We start from the raw sequence: 17282 nt of genomic DNA on the forward strand, positions 1-17282 counted from the left end.
CACGGATCACGTGGGTCTATCCATGCAAATTGAGAATCCCTAACGGATGCGCCGAACGTATGTTTACCGTGAACATCATCGTGTTTTCCAACGCGTTCGAACGATGATTCGAATGAGCAATGCCATGGGAAAGAGTCCTATCAACCTCGATCCAGAAGGCGGCGGAAAAGAATCGCCACGAGGGCGGTTTGGGATGACTCAATAAGGAAATGCGAAATGACAAAAACATACAAACGTTGGCTGTCCGTCGCGGCGGTCGCTTGCGGATTGACGTTCGGCTCGATGGCTCCCGTGAACGCGGGTTGCTTCAGCGACCTGTTCGCTTCGAACGCCTGCGACGATGCCTGCTGTGACTTGGGGATCAGCGACTTGAATTGCTGTGAACCCGATTGCGGTTGTGAGACCGGTTGTTGCGAACCCCAATGCGGTTGTGAAACCCAATGTGGTTGTGATACGTCGTGTGGTGATTGCGACCTGTTGTGCTGTGACTCGGCTACCTGTTGCGACTCCGGTTGTGACGCGGCGGGTGGGTTCGGTTGCTGCTCGGCGCTGGACAGCTTCGCGAGCAAGTTGACCGGATTGGGGTGCATCCAACCGAGCGACAAGTGCTTTGACGATTTCATCAGCCCGATGATCGACTTTGTGCATTTCGAAGACCCGCGTAACTTGACCGAGTTGCGACCGATCTTCGTCCATCACCGATTCCCCAACGAACTCGGCCCACTGAATGTTCCCGCCGGTGGCTCGCTGCAGTTGTTCGCATTGCAGTTCCGAATCGCGTTAACCGATCGGTTGAGTTTGATCGCGGTCAAAGACGGCTACGCGATCGACAACAGTGAGGGAGACCTGGACACAGCGTTGCTCAATTCCGGTTGGGCGGACGTGACGGCCGGTTTGAAATACAACCTTGTTCGAAACGTCAAGACCGGCACGTTGCTGTCGGCCGGATTCACCTACGAGATTCCGCTCGGTTCGAAAGGCACGTTGCAAGCGGTCGGTGACGGACAATTTCACTTCTTCGCCACCGGTGGCCAGCGACTGCTCGACGGACGCGCCCACGTGCTCAGTTCGTTTGGCTGGCAACTGCCGGTCGATCAATCGGTCCAAAGCACGACCGTTCACTGGAACAACCACTTGGACGTGAAGGTGACCGACCGCATCTACCTGTTCACCGAGAATTCTTGGTGGCACTGGGTTGATGACGCGAATGTCGGCAATGCGTTCGGCGTTTCGGGATTGGATTTGCTGAACCTCGGGGACACCGCCGTCGAAGGCAACGATGTGGTCACGCACAACGTGGGTGCCAAGTTCAAGCCCAAACGCAATATCGAAGCCGGGATGGCTTATGAATTCCCACTGACGGATTTCGAAGACATCATCCGGGATCGTTGGACGTTCGATTTCATCGTTCGTTATTAGGGCATGGTTGATTCAGGTGGGTTTGCACGGTTGAAAACGTAGGGACAATGGAATGGTACATTCCGGGGCGACCCTACGTTTTCAATCGTCATTCTTATCCGTCGAATCAATGCACTCACCGAAATCCCGTCCGCCCCTGGCCGTTTTCTCCGTTATGGCTTGGGTCTTGTTTTCTTCGACGGGGTGCCGTGAGGCTCCGCCGCAGTTCCAACCCAATCGGGTCCGGGCGATGTCCCTGGAAAAATCCCGCAGCCTCCCGACGGAGGCCGCGTTGGCCGACGTGTCCGCCGTCGTCGACCAGCTTTTCGGAACCCCGGCTCAGCCGCGTTGGCCGGCCGATCGGATGAGCAACGACGCTCAGGGTGGACTCGTTTCACTCGACCGGCTCGGCCAAGCCGCCGGGGGCGTCACGAGCGACCAAGCCGACTCGCATACGGGGCTGTATCAAGAGCACTGCGTGATTTGTCACGGCATCGCGGGCAGCGGTGCCGGTCCCGCGTCTCGATTCCAGGTGCCTTATCCACGTGATTTTCGGGCGGGCGTTTTCAAGTGGAAATCGACACCTCGCAACGACAAACCAACACGCGACGACTTGAGCCGGCTGCTCGTACACGGCGTTCCTGGAGCCCCCATGCCCAGTTTCGCGATTGTGCCGCCGAGCCAACGTGAAGCCTTGATCGACTACGTGATTTACTTGTCCGTGCGAGGCGAAGTCGAACGGGAATTGCTCGCACGGGCGGTCGATGAACTGGACTACGACGAGACACCCCCGGACGAGGAATTACGGTTGACGCTCGTTGGTCGCGCTGAAGTGGCAGCAGCAGAAGAGGAGGAAGCGATCCGCGAAGGCGAACAGGTCATCAACGAAGTGATTGAGCAAACGGTCCAAGCGTGGGTTGACGCGGAGCCATCGCTCGTGCCGCCCAAGCCTGAATCGGCTGCTGCCGATCTGGCCGAATCGATCCAGCGGGGTCGCGAGATTTTTCACGGCAAAGTTGCCAATTGCGTCGGCTGTCACGGACCCGAAGGACGTGGCGGGTTGCCGACGCTCGACTATGACGACTGGACCAAAGACTTCACGACACGGATCGGGATCACTCCGGCCGATTCGGCGGCGACGAAACCGTTTCGCAAAGCCGGCGCTTTACCACCTCGCACGATCGACCCGCGCGTGTTGGCCGGCGGGGTCTTGCGGGGCGGCCATGATCCGGAAACGATCTACCGCCGGATTCAACATGGAATCGCCGGCACGCCAATGCCTGGCGTGGAAGTCGGTGACGAGATCGATCCCCAAATGGGACTGACACCTGCGAGTGCTTGGGATCTTGTTGCGTATGTGCGATCTTTATTGCACCAATAATCGACGCGGATCCGAGCTTCCTTCCATCTCATTGAAAATGACACGAGTGCTATGAAACGAGAAACCTTCCGCACGATCGGAGCCATTACCGGATTGGTGGCCGGATTAGTGGTCATGTACCTGCTGGGCATGGGGGGGCTGGTTCCTGCTGCCGTGTTCGGTGCCGGCGGATGCGTGTTGGGCGGGATCAGCGGCGAGCAGATTCATGACCGGAGTGGCTCATGAGTTCGCCTTACGACCCGACGGGCGAGGAGGTTTCGCCGGTATGGCCGCGTCGATTGGCGCGGACGTTGGTTGTTTTGGTCTGGCCATTGATTTGGGTCGGCGGTTTGGTAACGACTTACGACGCCGGAATGTCGGTGCCCGATTGGCCGGGAACCTACGGGTACAACTTGCTGTTGTATCCCCTGTCGACTTGGTTGCTCGGGCCGTTCGATCTTTTCATCGAGCACGGCCACCGGCTTTTGGGGGCGTTGGTCGGATTCGTCGCGATCGGTTTCCTGGTGGCGACCTGGCGAAGTGAGCCGCGTCGTTGGGTGACGGTTTTGGCGGTCGTGGTGTTGTTGGCGGTGATCGGTCAGGGCGTTTTGGGCGGTTTGCGAGTCACGATGAGTGCTCGCGTCCTAGCGATGGTACACGGTTGCACGGGTCCGTTGTTCTTTGCCCTGTGCGTGATCGCCGCGTGTGTGACCGGGCCTCGCTGGTCGCGTGAAAGGGTTTTGGCGGCGGCGACGGATTCGGATGCGTCGGTGAACAAGACGGGTGACGAGGAGCCCGGGACGACGAGTGTTCCGCCTTCACCGAGGCGTTTTTGGCCGTTTGTGTTGTTCGGACTGGCGTACGTTCAGCTCATACTCGGGGCGATTCTTCGTCACGCGTTGCCTTCGGCGAGCCCCACCGGGTTCGCTCATACGGTCACGACGCACGTGAGCGTCGCGTTCTTGCTGTGGGTGTTGACGGTCGTAGTTTACTGGCGAATGAGGAGGTGCGGCGATTTGACGCTATCGCGTCCTGCCGCAGGATTGATATGCTTTGTGGGCATTCAGATTCTTTTGGGGATCGGAACTTGGATCGTCAATTACGGCTATCCCACTTTCCTACAATCTTTTCCCGGTAGTGATTCGTACTTATTGCGATCCAAGGGTCTGATCGACGCATGGATCGTGACCGGGCATGTGGCCACCGGTTCGTTGATTTTGGCCGTTTCCACTTTGTTGGCGGTGCGGTTATGGCGGCGTCACGCGGTATTGAATCACCCTAATTCCCTCATCAAATAAACGGACTCGGCGATGGCGACTGACCTTAGTGAACCGTCGACACTCCTGATGGAACCCAACTACGTGTCGATGTTCGAGTCATCGCGAGGTGCCGAACCGACGGTTCCATCGGATCAATCGATCGAGCCGGAGGCCGAGATGTCGCCGGAGGCTGTCCGACCCGCCGAGGTATCGGTAGCGCCGTCGTTGTTTCGAGATTGTGTCGAACTGACCAAACCGCGAATCGTCACGATGATCTTGGTCACCACGCTGGCGTCGGCGTGGATCGCGATGGCCTCCAACTCATTGGTGTCATTGTCGGCGATGCAGTGGATCATGCTGTTGATCGGCACGGGATTGGTTGCCGGGAGTGCGGGGGCCGCCAATCAAGTCTGGGAACGAGTCATTGATACCTTGATGCCCCGCACCGCTGCTCGTCCGATCGCTTCGGGGCGGATGGCGTTATGGATGGGAGTGGCGTTCACCGCGACCACAGGTTTGATCGGCACCGCTTTGTTGGTTGGGGCATTCGGGGCGACGCCCGCGTTGTTCGGCGGAGCGACTTGGGTGTTGTATGTTTTGGTTTACACGCCGATGAAAACTCGCACGGCCTGGAACACCACGGTCGGCGCGATCGCTGGTGCATTGCCCGTGTTCATCGGTTACACCGCCGCAGGTGGAACGATGAGCGACTTGGCCGGTTGGATGCTGTTCGGCGTTTTGGCGGCGTGGCAGTACCCGCACTTCATGGCGATCGCGTGGTTGTATCGGCGGCAATATGGCGAAGCCGGTTTTCAAATGACGACGACGGTGGAACCTACCGGACGTGACGCGGCTTGGCAGAGCATCTTGGGAACGATCGCGTTGGCCGCGTGCGGCGTCACCTTGTGCCTGGCGCCGACGGGACAATGGTGGCTGTCCGTCGCGGGAATCGTCACCTCGGTCATGGTCTTGATCGCCTGTGCCCCGTTGATGAAGGCATCATTGCGATTTCAATCGCAACCCGACGATGTCCGCGCCCGCAAGATGTTGCGTTGGTCGTTGGTCGTTTTGCCAGCGGTGTTGTTGGTGATGACGCTGCGGATGATCGGCTTGTAGTCCGGTGGCGGAAGGCTTCCCCTCTTCGTGCTTAGTCGAGAACCTATCGCACGCCTACGGTGAGAAAACGGCGGTTGATTCGCTGAGTTTGAGCGTGCAAGGAGGTGAAATCGTTGCCGTCTTGGGCAAGAACGGCAGCGGCAAGACGACTCTGTTTCGTGTGCTCAGTACCTTGCTACCGGTCCAGCGAGGTACCGTCTTGATCGACGGTGTCAACGTCGGCACCGATCCGATGTCCGCACGGCGACATTTGGGCATCATCTTTCAATCGCCGAGCCTTGATATCAAGCTGACGGTGATGGAGAACATGAAATGCCAGGGAGTGTTGTATGGGCTCGGCGGCATCGAACTGAACCGTCGCTGCGATGAGTTACTCGCCCAATTTTCGCTTTCGGATCGCCGGAATGAATTGTGTCAAACGCTTTCGGGCGGCTTGAAACGACGGGTCGAGTTGGCCAAAGGATTGTTGCACCGTCCGTCGGTGATGTTGCTCGATGAACCCAGCACGGGCTTGGACCCTTCGGCCCGTTTGTCGCTTTGGCATTCCCTTGAATCGCTTGCGGCCGAGGGAACGACCGTGATCCTGACAACGCACTTGATGGACGAAGCCGCCAAGGCGACTCGCGTGATCTTGATCGACGAGGGCAAGAAGGTGGCCGACGCGGCCCCTTCGGAATTGCAACGCGAGGTCGGCGACCGCGTCTTGACGGTGGTTGCCGACGATATGGATGCGGCCGAGCGAATGCTGCGTGGCGAATTGTCGCTGGCTTGCCAGCGTGTCAACAAGACGCTGCGGGTCAACGTAGACGGATCGGTCACCGACGTCGCCGACTTGGTCGGCACGGTCGCGCGGAAACTTGGCCAGAACGCACATAGCGTGGCGATCGGCCGAGCTAGCCTGGAAGATGTTTTTGTGGCAAAGACCGGCAAGGCATTCATCGAATAACGTCTGCCCGATGCCGTTTGTAGAATCCAAGCGGCATTCTTGGTAAACTTCCCGCCGTACTACCACCAATCCCCTTCCCCATGATTTTGAGATCCTAAATGAAATACGGCATGAACCTGTTGTTGTGGTCCGGTGAAGTCACCGACGAATTAATGCCGGTGTGCGAACAACTCAAGGAAGCCGGCTTCGATGGCGTCGAAGTGCCGATGTTCAACCTCGATTTGGACTACGCCAATCTCGGTAAACAACTCGACGACTTAGGTCTCGCTCGCACCGCCGTGACGATCCGCAACGAAGACGACAATCCGATCTCTTGCGACCCGGCCATCCGAGCACGGGGTGTCGAGTTGAACAAGAAAACACTCGATTGTTGTGCCGCCGCAGGCGTTGAAACGTTGGTCGGTCCCTATCATTCGGCGATCGGCCTCTTCAGCGGCAATGGCCCGACGTCCGACGAATGGAAGTGGGGCGTCGAGAGCATGAGAGCCACGGCGGAATACGCCGGAACCGTCGGTGTCAAACTCGGCGTCGAAGCACTCAATCGGTTCGAGTGTTATTTCCTCAACGCCCACGGCGATTCGGCCCGTTTCGTCCGCGAAGTCGACCATCCGGCATGTGGCATGATGTACGACACCTTCCATAGCAACATCGAAGAGAAAAGCATCACCGAAGCAATCCACGCCGGTGGCGACAAATTGATCCACATTCACATCAGTGAAAACGATCGCAGCACGCCGGGCAAAGGCGGCGTCAATTGGCAAGAAAACTTCGACGCGATCAAGAGCAGTGGTTATGATGGGTGGCTGGTCATCGAAGCGTTCGGATTGGCGTTGCCGGAGATTGCCGCTGCTACAAAAATCTGGCGTAAAATGTTCGATGACGAATTGACACTCAGCCGCGAAGGCTTGGCGTTCATGAAATCGGAGATCGAGAAGCGATCCTAGCCCGAACGATTCATAACCCGACGCGTAAGTTTTGAAGTTGCGGTTATGATCAGTCCGTCATGTAGCCCGTCCAGGTTTTTCACCCTCCAAAGCATCCTCTCATGGCTCTTCCTCCTTGGACCGTTGAACTGCTTCGTCGGGGCGTTCAAGACTTGGCGCGGCAGGCGACTGATCCGGAAACGGCAGCGACGATCAAAGACCAGGCTGCTAAACTCGTCGATGAGTTACCACGCGTTGCACGAGAGAAGGTTCAGACGTTATTGAAGCAGGCCGAATCGACGGCCGGGCCCCTCAAGGATGCTTGGAATCGCGGCGATTGGTCCGTCGCCTCGCTGTGGACCCACGCCGGTCAACCGAATGCCCCGATCCGATTGATCAACGGTTCGGGGACTTTGTTGAGTCCTGTAGGTAGCGGTGTCGCGTACTCCTCGGCGGTGCAATCGGCCGCCATTCCGTTCTTGAGTGGTGACGCTGGTCTGGCGTCTGGGTTCGATGAGACGCTGCGGCAACAGTTAGCCACCTCGTTGCAGATGGGTGATTCTCGACCGGTCTCTGCTTTCGTTGCCGGTTCGTTGGACCGTGCTTTGGCGATGATCGGATCATTGACTCAGCCCGGCTGCGCGGTGTACGTGCCCCGGCGATGTGCCGTCGCCATGCCTGGTGTTGGCGGCGAAGGTTTTCTGGTCGACCGATTGCAGTCCCATGTTCGCGGTCCGGTCCGGGAGTTCGGAGGCATCGACCCAGAGGCTCCATTGGACATTCATGCAATCGCGGCGGAACACACGACCAGATCCCCGTCATCGGAGCGGCGTCTCGTCGTGGTCTCCTTGGCGGGGACGCCGATCAACTACGAGGGCTTGCCTGAGAATGCCAGCCGCGTCGTCGTAATTCCCGCCGGAACCTTTTTCACCGACGGTGGGCCGGTCGCCTCGATCGCAAGCGTTGAATCGGAACTGGCTTCCGGGGCCGATGTCGTCGTTTTGGCCGGTGGCGTTTTGACCGACACGCCTTCGGTCGGGATCATTGTGGGCAATCCGGATCATGTCCGCCGCATGACGGATCACCGCCGGGCGAACTTTCTGGCCGCACCGGTCATGCAAATCGCGATGGTGGCGGCTGCGGTCGCGCAGCAGCGAGCGGATTCTTCACCGGTGAAGAAACTCGCGAGCGTTTCCGAGGACAATCTTCGCGACCGTGCCGAGCGATTGGCAACCCAACTCGCCGCCGCCGCATCAGTCCGCTCCGTTCGCGTCACCGATCAGCCGGCCCAACTAGGTGGTGTCGCGACAGCGTCCCTTCCGTCACGGCAAGTCGTCCTGACGAGCGATCAGTCCCCCGAAACGCTCGCTGCCGAACTACTCGCTGGACCGGTCGGATTGTTAACGACCGTCGTCGAAAACGACCTGGCGATCGATTTAAGATGGATCACACCGGAACAACAGGCAAAAATCGGGCAACGGTTCCGATAATCGCGACTATCGGGATCAGCGAGTCTGGGCAACAATGAAAGTTCACTAGTCCGAAGGCGGAACTCCCCCAACCCGAAAAATCACGTGTCTCAACTCACTTCCGCTGGCGAACAACTCGTCCAACAACTCAGCCAACGTCATGGCGTCTCGACCGACGCGATCACTCATATGCTCATCGCCGTCCAAAACGGTAACGGCTCGATGGCCCAATTCAATCACCCCGAGTTTGGCGGGTGTGGGCAATGGATGCAGGGCGGCATGACGATGGTCAGCGATCTGTTTAACAACGCCTTGAAATCCCGCGTGGACAATGTTTGCTCTGACATCGCCAATCATCTGGCTCAGCATCAAACAACGCCCTACGTCGGATCGTTTCAGTCGCAAAGCCAAGGCGGCAATCACAACCAAACCCAAGCCTCGGGCGCAATGGGTGGTAACGATCTGTTCGCGCCCGACCCGAACCAGAATTGGTGGCCACAGGATCTCGGCGGTCCGAGCGCCACCGGTTCGCAGAACGACGTGGCTTACGCCTACTTTTCCGGGTCATGTCGATTGGCCGTGAAGACCGGTGGCGATGTGTGGGTCTACGACACGATGGACCATCAAATCGGCGGTTTCGGTCAACAGCAAGGTGTCGGCGGAACGATCACCTTTTCCAGCCAATACGGAACCGTGAACCTGTCGACGTTGCCGGTCGTTTCGATCAATGGCACCGCGCCCGCACCGGTTTCTCCAACAACACCCTCTCCCGAGTCTTCTGGCAGCGCCACGCCGCCGATCGAGCACCTCGCGGGCGGCAACGCACCGACCACTGATGAGGATGATGTGATCGCCAAGTTGGAACGTCTTGGCCAACTCAAAGATAAGGGTTACCTCAGCGATGAAGAGTTCGCGTCCAAGAAGAGCGAGTTGCTCGCTCGGCTGTAAACGCCACCGAGAATGATTTCACCACGTCCGACCACGACCGTTCATTTGGATTCATCGCATCGCAAAATCATGCGATGCGACGAAGGCACGATGCGGACGATCGATGATCAAGTCGCCGTCGAATTGCCGCTGGAAATTCGCTTGGTTCATCATGATGACTCGGGCGAATTCGAAACGCCGATTTCGGTCACGATGCGAACACCGGGACACGACGGAGAACTGGCGACCGGTTTTCTTCTGACCGAGGGCGTCATCGACGCGCCCGATCAAATCGAACGAATTCGGATGTGCGGCGGCGGTAACGTCATCATCGTCCATTTGAAGCCGACGGTGATCGTCGATACCGACAAGTTAACACGGCATTTTTATACGTCGAGCAGTTGCGGGGTCTGTGGCAAGTCGGCAATCGAGGCGGTCAACTTGTCGATCACCGGCAAACTCGAACCGAACGCGCCGAGGGTGAAAGCCGCCGTGATTTCCTCGTTACCGCAGGCCTTGCGATCGGCGCAGAGCGTATTCGATCGGACGGGCGGTTTGCATGCGAGCGGATTGTTCGACACCGATGGAAGTTTGATTCGTTTGCACGAAGACGTCGGACGGCACAACGCATTGGATAAACTGATCGGTGCGCAGTGGTATGATGACGAGTCCGTTTTGGCCGAGTCGATTGTGTTAGTCAGTGGCCGCGTCAGTTTCGAGTTGGTGCAAAAATCTCTCGTCGCGGGCATTGCGATCTTGGTCGCCGTCGGAGCCCCATCGAGTCTCGCGGTTGATCTGGCATCGCATCACAATATGACGTTGGTCGGATTCAACCGTGGCCAGCGGTTTAACCTTTACAGCGGTTTTCAACGAGTCGAGTCGAGTTGACATGTCCACTACCTTACCCTCTCAGCAAGCCGAAGCATTCTCCGACGTGATCGACACGGACGAATCGTTTCCATTGGACAACGGCCATGCCCCCGTCCACTTGATCCCGACGGAAAAGGACGGCCAACTCAAGCAAACGCCCGTCAAGACCAAAGGCACCGGCTTGTCCGCCGTCGTGAGCAGTTTCAAGTATGCGATCGGAGAGGCCGGCTTGATGCGTGGCACGTTGCCGATGTTGCAAGTCAATCAGAAGGACGGATTCGATTGTCCCGGATGCGCTTGGCCCGATCCCGACGGACATCGCTCGGCGTTTGAGTTTTGTGAGAACGGGGCCAAGGCGATCGCTCACGAATCGGATCGGCGACGAGTCACACGTGATTTCTTTGAGCGTTATTCGGTCAGCGAAATGTCGCGACACTCCGACTATTGGCTCGAACAACAGGGACGTCTCACCGAACCGATGGTGCTGCGTGAAGGGGCGACGCACTACACACCGATTTCATGGGACGACGCCTATGCATTGATCGCCGACGAACTCGGTAAACTCGATTCGCCTGACGAAGCCTGCTTTTACACGTCCGGCAAAGCCACCAACGAGGCGGCTTTTGTCTTTCAAACCATGGTCCGCGCTTTCGGTACGAACAATCTTCCGGATTGCTCGAACATGTGCCACGAATCGAGTGGCCGCGCGATGACGCGAATGTTTGGCAACGGCAAAGGCACGGTGCTGTTGGAGGATTTCAAAGAAGCGGAATTGGTTTTTGTCGTCGGACAAAACCCCGGCACCAACCATCCGCGTCAATTGTCGGCATTGCAACAATCCAAACGTGCCGGTGCGAAGATCATCACCGTCAATCCCTTGCCCGAAGCCGGCCTGATGGGATTCATGAACCCGCAAGAAGTCGGCGGCATGTTGGGCATCGCGACGCAACTGACCGACGTGTTCTTGCAAGTCAAAATCAACGGCGACATTGCCTTGTTCAAAGGCATCATGAAGCAATTAGTCGAGTGGGACGATGCCGAGGGTGGCGGGATCATCGATCGCGAATTCGTGCAACAGCATACCGTCGAACTCGAACCGCTGCTTGAGTCCTTGCGAGCGGCGTCGTGGGATGAAATCGCACGACGTAGTGGGATCAGCCGCGACCAAATTTCCGAGACCGCAACGTTGGTTCGCGAACGAGAGAAGATCGTCATCTGTTGGTGTCTCGGCGTGACGCAGCATCTCAACGGAACCCAGAACGTTCAGGAGTTCCTTAACTTGTTGTTGCTCCGAGGCGCGATCGGAAAACCGGGTGCGGGTGCCTGTTGCGTTCGCGGACACTCCAACGTCCAAGGCGACCGAACGATGGGCGTTTGGGAGCAACCCAAGAGAGAGTTCCTGGACCGGATGCAAGCCGCCTTCGGGTTCGATCCACCGCGCCATCATGGGTATGATTCCCAACGAGCGGCGATCGCGATGCATGAGGGCAAGTTGAAAGTGTTCGTTTCGCTGGGCGGTAATTTTTTGATGGCGATGCCCGACACCCGCTACGGTGGCGAAGGGTTACAACAAACCGAGTTGACCGTACGCATCGGCACAAAACTCAATCGAGCCGATTTGGTGACCGGCAAACAATCCTTGATTTTGCCTTGTTTGGGACGAACGGAATCGGACGTGCGCATCGATGCGGATGGCACCAAGCGAGAGCAAATCTCCAGTACCGAGAATTCGATGGGCGTGGTGCAGCGTTCGACGGGGCGGTTCGCACCGGCGTCGAAGGACCTGCTCAACGAGACCGAGATTTTGTGCCGGATCGCTCACGCGATCGTCGGCGACAGGGTCGGAATCGATTGGTTGGCGTGGGCGAATGATTACGATCGGATCCGTGACGCCATCGCCAAGGTGATTCCGGGTTTTGAAGACTACAACCGGAAGGTACGCCAAGACGGCGGCTTTTATCTGCCCAACGGGCCGCGACAACGTCAATTCCCGACTCCGCAGGGCAAAGCGGTCTTTACCGTGAACCCGATTCCTCGCGAAGAAGTCGGGCCGGGCGAATTTGCGATGACGACCGTTCGCAGTCATGATCAATTCAATACCACGATCTACGGACCACATGATCGCTATCGCGGGATCTACAACGCGAGGCAGGTTGTCATGATGAACGAAGCCGACATGGTCGAACTCGGTCTTAAGCCTCAGCAACCGGTTCACGTGACAAGTTGTTTCGAAGGCAATATTCGACGGGTTTGCGGCTTCAAAGTCGTGCCTTACCCGATCCCGCGTCAGTGTTTGGCGATGTACTATCCCGAAGCCAATCCATTGATTCCGATGGAGCGAACGGACGAGTTCAGCAATTGCCCTTCGTTCAAATTGACCGTCGTGACGGTCGAGGCCGCTGACAAGCGTTCGGATGGACATCGTTGACGTGCTGGCCTGTGGCCTTCGGCGAAGCGGATGCAACCGTGTCTGGTGAATTGGAGTACAATCAAGGCCTGACTTGTTTGGGTCCACTCCGCTTTTTTTTAAGATTCACTCGTTGATTTCAGATTTTCCCATGCGAATTTTTCTTCTCAGTCTTCTTTTAGTTCCGTTGTCTCTCATCGCCCTCGTATCGTCTCCTCTATCGGCGACTGACTTGCCAGCGACGCCCGCGCGCGAAGGTGTTCAGCCTCGCAGCGTAGTGTTTATTTTGACCGATGATCATCGCTACGACGCGATGGGGTGCGCCGGGCATCCTTTTTTGGAAACGCCGCACATGGACTCGATCGCCAAAAATGGCGTTCATGTCAAGAACGCATTCGTGACAACAAGTTTGTGTTCCCCGAGTCGAGCGTCGATCTTGACGGGCTTGTACACGCACAAGCACGGCGTGATCGATAACAACCGCCAAGTTCCCGAGGGCACGTTGTTCTTTCCGCAGTACCTTCAGCGAGCCGGTTACGACACCGCGTTCATCGGCAAGTGGCACATGGGAGGACACCACGACGACCCGCGTCCCGGGTTTGATCATTGGATCAGTTTCAAAGGCCAAGGAAACTATCTTCCGCCGGGTCCGAACTACACACTCAACGTCAACGGCCAACGTGTCAAGCAGAAGGGTTACATCACCGACGAATTGACCGATTACGCGATCGATTGGCTGAAAGATCGACCGGCTGATAAACCGTTTTTTCTGTATTTGTCACACAAGGCGGTTCATTCGAATTTCACGCCCGCCGAGCGACACGAGGGGCGTTACGCTGACGCGGATCTCAGTTTCCTGCCCACCGGCGAGGGTTTGTCGGCGGAAAAGAATACGCCCCGTTGGGTCCGCGATCAACGCAACAGTTGGCACGGGATCGATTTCTCTTATCACAGTGATAAGGGATTGGAATATCTCTATCAACGCTATTGTGAATCGGTGTTGGCGGTCGACGACAGCGTCGGTCGCGTCTTGCAAAAACTCAAAGACATGGGCATTCACGATGAGACCTTGGTCATCTACATGGGCGACAACGGGTTCATGTGGGGCGAGCATGGCTTGATCGACAAACGGGTTTCATACGAGGAATCGATTCGCGTTCCGATGCTCGTCCAGTGCCCAGATTTGTTCGAAGGTGGCCGGCCGATCGAGAACGTTGTCGGCAACATCGACGTCGCTCCGACCATCCTGCATGCGGCCGGTCTGCAAACACCTGAGTACATGGACGGACAAAGTTTCTTGGATCTGCCCAATGATCGTGACCAGAAATGGCGTGACTATTTTCTCTATGTCTACTACTGGGAAAAGAACTTCCCCCAGTCGCCGACTCAGTTCGCTTTGCGCGGCGATCGATTCAAATACATTACCTATTACGGTTTGTGGGATACCGATGAGCTTTATGATCTGACTACGGATCCAGGCGAAACAAACAACCTGATTCACGATCCCGCCTACAAGTCGGTTGCCAAGAAAATGGAAGATCGGCTTTATGAAATGCTCGATGAGCAAGGAGGCATGAAGATTCCGATGAATCAACCCCAAGGTGGTTCCCAAAACAAGCGTTGGGACGACCGAGGTGGCGAGCAGGCAGCCGATTTTCCCGCCGCGATGGTGGTGGACGAACCGTTGAACACGCAGGCGAACTGAACGTCGTTACCCTATTAGCCGGCTGTTGATTTAATCGTAACCCGACGCGTCAGCGAGGGATGAGTCAATATCAATTATCCCTCGCTCACGCTTCGGGTTACGATGCAGGCTGAACCGACAGCCCGCTACCCGCAGTTCTACCGGATCAATTCGGCGGCTCGCAGTCCGCTGTTCATCGCCCCCTGAATGCTTGGCGTTTCCTGGTGGTCGCCGATCACGTAGACCCCACGGGCATCGCCGAGTTGGATTTCCTTGTGGATCGGATCGAGGTTCGTTTGCGGCAATGCGTAAGGCACTCGATAAACACGCAGGCATTTCCAGCGTTGCGCCACGTCTCCGAACCATTGTGTTAATTGCTGACGCACTCGGTCGATCAACGACTCGTCATCGGTTCCGTCGACCGGTTCGTCGCTTGAGTCCACACTGACCGACAGCAATGATTTTCCCGCCGGCGCGTAAGTGGGTGCGACATCACTCATCACCACGGCGGTTTGAATCGGGCCGGTCTCATCGCCTCGCAGCATCAGAAGCTTTCCAGAATCGAACTTTTCATCGTTGGCGAAATACAATGTAGTGGTGCCGGACCACCGGGTTTGCATTTGCGGCCGATCGAGCAACCGGGCGGCCGCGTCGCTCGGTGTGGCGATGACCAAGTGATCGGTCGATATCGTTCCGTCGTGGGTCACCACTTGGTGCGCCGAATCATTGGCTAACAGGATTGACTTCACAGTCGTTTGAAAACGCAACGTCCCACGCGGTAACCCGTCGGCGAGTTGACGTGGGATGGCGGCCATGCCGTCGGACGGGATCGCGATGTCGCCTTCGGCAAACATCCGAAAGACGAACTCCAGCATGCGACTGGATGTCGACAGGGATTCGTCCAGAAACACGCCACCGAGAAACGGACGAAAGAACTCGTCGATCATTTTTTCACTGAAGCCGTCGCCACGCAAACGCTCGATCGTGTTTTGGGGCGAGCGGGCGTAAAGATCGTCAAGGCTGCCACTTCGGCTGGCCCGCCGCAACGACGCAATTCGTATTTTATCACGCAGCGAACCGACCGGGTTGGTGGCGGTCGCGAGAGCCTTCGAGGGCCGACGCCAAGGATCACTCAAGACATGAAAACGGCCACCTTGGCGAATGTTGGCCCCGGGTTCGAACGACCGTAAACGCAGTGCCCCGTAGTCCAGAAGTTCGCGACAAGCAGGATAGGCGGTTAGCAGTACCTGAAACCCGTGATCGAGTGTGAAGCCGTCGACATGATCGGTGCGAACGCGACCGCCTACCCGGTCGGTCGCCTCCAAGACGACGCACTCGATCCCCCGATCGGACAAACGTTTTGCGCACGAAAGTCCGGCCAATCCCGCACCGACGATGACAACTGGCTTCATGGCTGCGTTACCTGGTAACCTTTCTCTTGCAGTTTTTGTGCAAGTGCTCTTTTAGGGCCGTACTCTCCATGCACGAGTCGGATTTCACCTGGGGGACTCGCCATCTCGTCGACCAAGCGAATCAGGTCAGCTTGGTCGCCGTGGGCCGAGTAGCCGCTTAACTGATGGACGCCCGCCTTGATGTCGTATTTTCGTCCGTCCAATCGAACCCAATCACTTCCCCGGGAAATGTAGTTTCCCGGCGTGCCGGAGGCTTGGTAACCTGCAAAGACGATATCGGTTCGCTCGTCTCCGATGAATCGTTTGAGGTAGTTCATGACGCGACCGCCGGTACACATGCCGCTGCCCGCGATCACGACGGCGGGCAACTCATGCTTGTCGACGTAGTTGAGTAATTCTTTGTGTTCGGTATGAGTGTCAACGGTTGTCAAGTTCTCAAAAACAAGCGGTTGGTCATCGGTTTGCATGAATGCTTGGGCTTCTTCGCCCCAATGTTCTTTCATGTCTTGGTAGATCGACGTGAACCGAGACGCCAACGGCGAATCGACGATCACGTCGACTCGTTTCATCAATGTCTCGGCTTGACTGGTCTGCACCCGTTCGAAGATCCCGTTGAGTTCGTACAACAACGCTTGGGTACGCCCCAAGGAAAATGCCGGGATGATCGTGACGCCGCCGTCGTCGAGCGTCCTGCGAATGATGCGTTCGAGTTCCGCTTGTCGATCGATCTTGGTCGGATGCAATCGATCGCCATAAGTACTTTCTAGAATCAATAAGTCAGCCCGCTCGGGACTGACCGGTGGATTGAGCAACGGGTTGGTTCCCGCCCCGACGTCGCCGCTGAACACGACGCGGCGTTCGTCGGGCAGTTCCACTTCAAAGATCGTTGATCCGAGCACATGTCCGGCCGGTAGCAAGCGAACTTTCGCGTCGCCGGGGATCGAATGCCATTGGTGGTAAGCAATCGGTTTGAGCAGACTTTTGATCTTGCGATTGAACTGATCGATCAACCGTTTCGATCGGGTGAAACCGATCTTCAGAGCGTCCTCCATCACCATCGGAAGAAGCTTCGCGGTCGGTTCGCTGCAAAAAATGGGGCCTTCAAATCCGGCGGCAAGCAGATACGGCAATCGCCCGGCGTGATCGATGTGCACGTGAGTCAACAACAGGCAATCGATATTTTTCAGTGAGAACTCGATTTCAGGATTAGGGTGTTTCTTGGCATCATCGCCTTGAAACGTACCGCAATCGACGAGCAAGCCGCTGGGCGTCTTACCGGACCGTTCCCACGAGAGTTGATGACACGACCCAGTCACGCCGTCGCCGGCACCGTGGTGAATCACTTGCATAATAGTTCCGGGTCCAATTTTCCAAGTTTGACGATAGGTGGCCAGAGCATATCAGATTGGCCATCGCGGCGGTCGACACGGTGGTGTTTCTGCCGTGACCAAACGTGTCCGGGCCCCGTCCGATGCTATGGGTGTCGCCGGGAAGAACGCCTTCCCGAAGTT

Annotated in this window: 14 protein-coding genes; 12 read left to right on the forward strand and 2 right to left on the reverse strand. The window is 57.1% G+C overall.

Features of this window, described 5'->3' with window-relative positions:
• The first annotated feature begins 216 nt into the window (after positions 1-216).
• The 12 genes from Pla100_RS15400 to Pla100_RS15450 all read left to right on the forward strand — a co-directional run bounded on the left by Pla100_RS15400 (position 217) and on the right by Pla100_RS15450 (position 14380).
• The gene (locus Pla100_RS15400) at positions 217-1419 is read left to right on the forward strand and encodes a hypothetical protein (RefSeq protein WP_231603093.1); all 1203 of its coding nucleotides are present in this window, start codon (positions 217-219) and stop codon (positions 1417-1419) included.
• Between the two features lie 229 nt (positions 1420-1648).
• Positions 1649-2779, forward strand: coding sequence for a cytochrome c (locus Pla100_RS15405; protein ID WP_231603094.1), 1131 nt, complete (start codon positions 1649-1651; stop codon positions 2777-2779).
• Between the two features lie 51 nt (positions 2780-2830).
• The gene (locus Pla100_RS30825) at positions 2831-3004 is read left to right on the forward strand and encodes a hypothetical protein (RefSeq protein WP_197167973.1); all 174 of its coding nucleotides are present in this window, start codon (positions 2831-2833) and stop codon (positions 3002-3004) included.
• Positions 3001-4056: a COX15/CtaA family protein gene (locus Pla100_RS15410; protein ID WP_146578598.1), complete on the forward strand. Its 1056-nt coding sequence runs from the start codon at positions 3001-3003 to the stop codon at positions 4054-4056. The genes Pla100_RS30825 and Pla100_RS15410 overlap by 4 nt, the downstream gene beginning before the upstream one ends.
• 12 nt (positions 4057-4068) lie before the next feature.
• Positions 4069-5133 (forward strand): protoheme IX farnesyltransferase, encoded by a 1065-nt coding sequence (locus tag Pla100_RS15415; protein WP_146578599.1) that lies wholly within the window; start codon positions 4069-4071, stop codon positions 5131-5133.
• A 4-nt stretch (positions 5134-5137) separates the two neighbouring features.
• Entirely contained in the window at positions 5138-6079 is a 942-nt protein-coding gene (locus Pla100_RS15420) for an ABC transporter ATP-binding protein (RefSeq protein WP_146578600.1), read from the forward strand.
• A 98-nt stretch (positions 6080-6177) separates the two neighbouring features.
• Positions 6178-7023: a sugar phosphate isomerase/epimerase family protein gene (locus Pla100_RS15425; protein WP_146578601.1), complete on the forward strand. Its 846-nt coding sequence runs from the start codon at positions 6178-6180 to the stop codon at positions 7021-7023.
• Positions 7024-7124: 101 nt separating this feature from the next.
• Entirely contained in the window at positions 7125-8492 is a 1368-nt protein-coding gene (locus Pla100_RS15430) for a PLP-dependent aminotransferase family protein (protein ID WP_146578602.1), read from the forward strand.
• 84 nt (positions 8493-8576) lie between these two features.
• Positions 8577-9419, forward strand: coding sequence for an SHOCT domain-containing protein (locus tag Pla100_RS15435; RefSeq protein WP_146578603.1), 843 nt, complete (start codon positions 8577-8579; stop codon positions 9417-9419).
• A gap of 12 nt (positions 9420-9431) precedes the next feature.
• Positions 9432-10286, forward strand: a complete 855-nt coding sequence (gene fdhD / locus Pla100_RS15440; RefSeq protein WP_231603096.1) for a formate dehydrogenase accessory sulfurtransferase FdhD — start codon at positions 9432-9434, stop codon at positions 10284-10286.
• A gap of 1 nt (position 10287) precedes the next feature.
• Positions 10288-12696 carry an FdhF/YdeP family oxidoreductase gene (locus tag Pla100_RS15445; protein ID WP_146578604.1) on the forward strand — a complete coding sequence of 803 codons (2409 nt, stop codon included), beginning with the start codon at positions 10288-10290 and terminating at the stop codon, positions 12694-12696.
• Between the two features lie 130 nt (positions 12697-12826).
• Positions 12827-14380 carry a sulfatase family protein gene (locus Pla100_RS15450; RefSeq protein ID WP_146578605.1) on the forward strand — a complete coding sequence of 518 codons (1554 nt, stop codon included), beginning with the start codon at positions 12827-12829 and terminating at the stop codon, positions 14378-14380.
• A 137-nt stretch (positions 14381-14517) separates the two neighbouring features.
• On the opposite strand, the gene Pla100_RS15455 is transcribed toward Pla100_RS15450, so the two are convergent.
• Both Pla100_RS15455 and Pla100_RS15460 read right to left on the reverse strand, forming a co-directional pair.
• Complete coding sequence (locus Pla100_RS15455; RefSeq protein WP_146578606.1) at positions 14518-15771, reverse strand: NAD(P)/FAD-dependent oxidoreductase; 1254 nt, start codon at positions 15769-15771, stop codon at positions 14518-14520.
• Positions 15768-17120, reverse strand: a complete 1353-nt coding sequence (locus Pla100_RS15460; protein WP_146578607.1) for an MBL fold metallo-hydrolase RNA specificity domain-containing protein — start codon at positions 17118-17120, stop codon at positions 15768-15770. The genes Pla100_RS15455 and Pla100_RS15460 overlap by 4 nt, the downstream gene beginning before the upstream one ends.
• Positions 17121-17282: the final 162 nt, after the last annotated feature.

Source organism: Neorhodopirellula pilleata (assembly GCF_007859915.1).
GTDB classification, from domain to species: Bacteria; Planctomycetota; Planctomycetia; order Pirellulales; family Pirellulaceae; genus Rhodopirellula; species Rhodopirellula pilleata.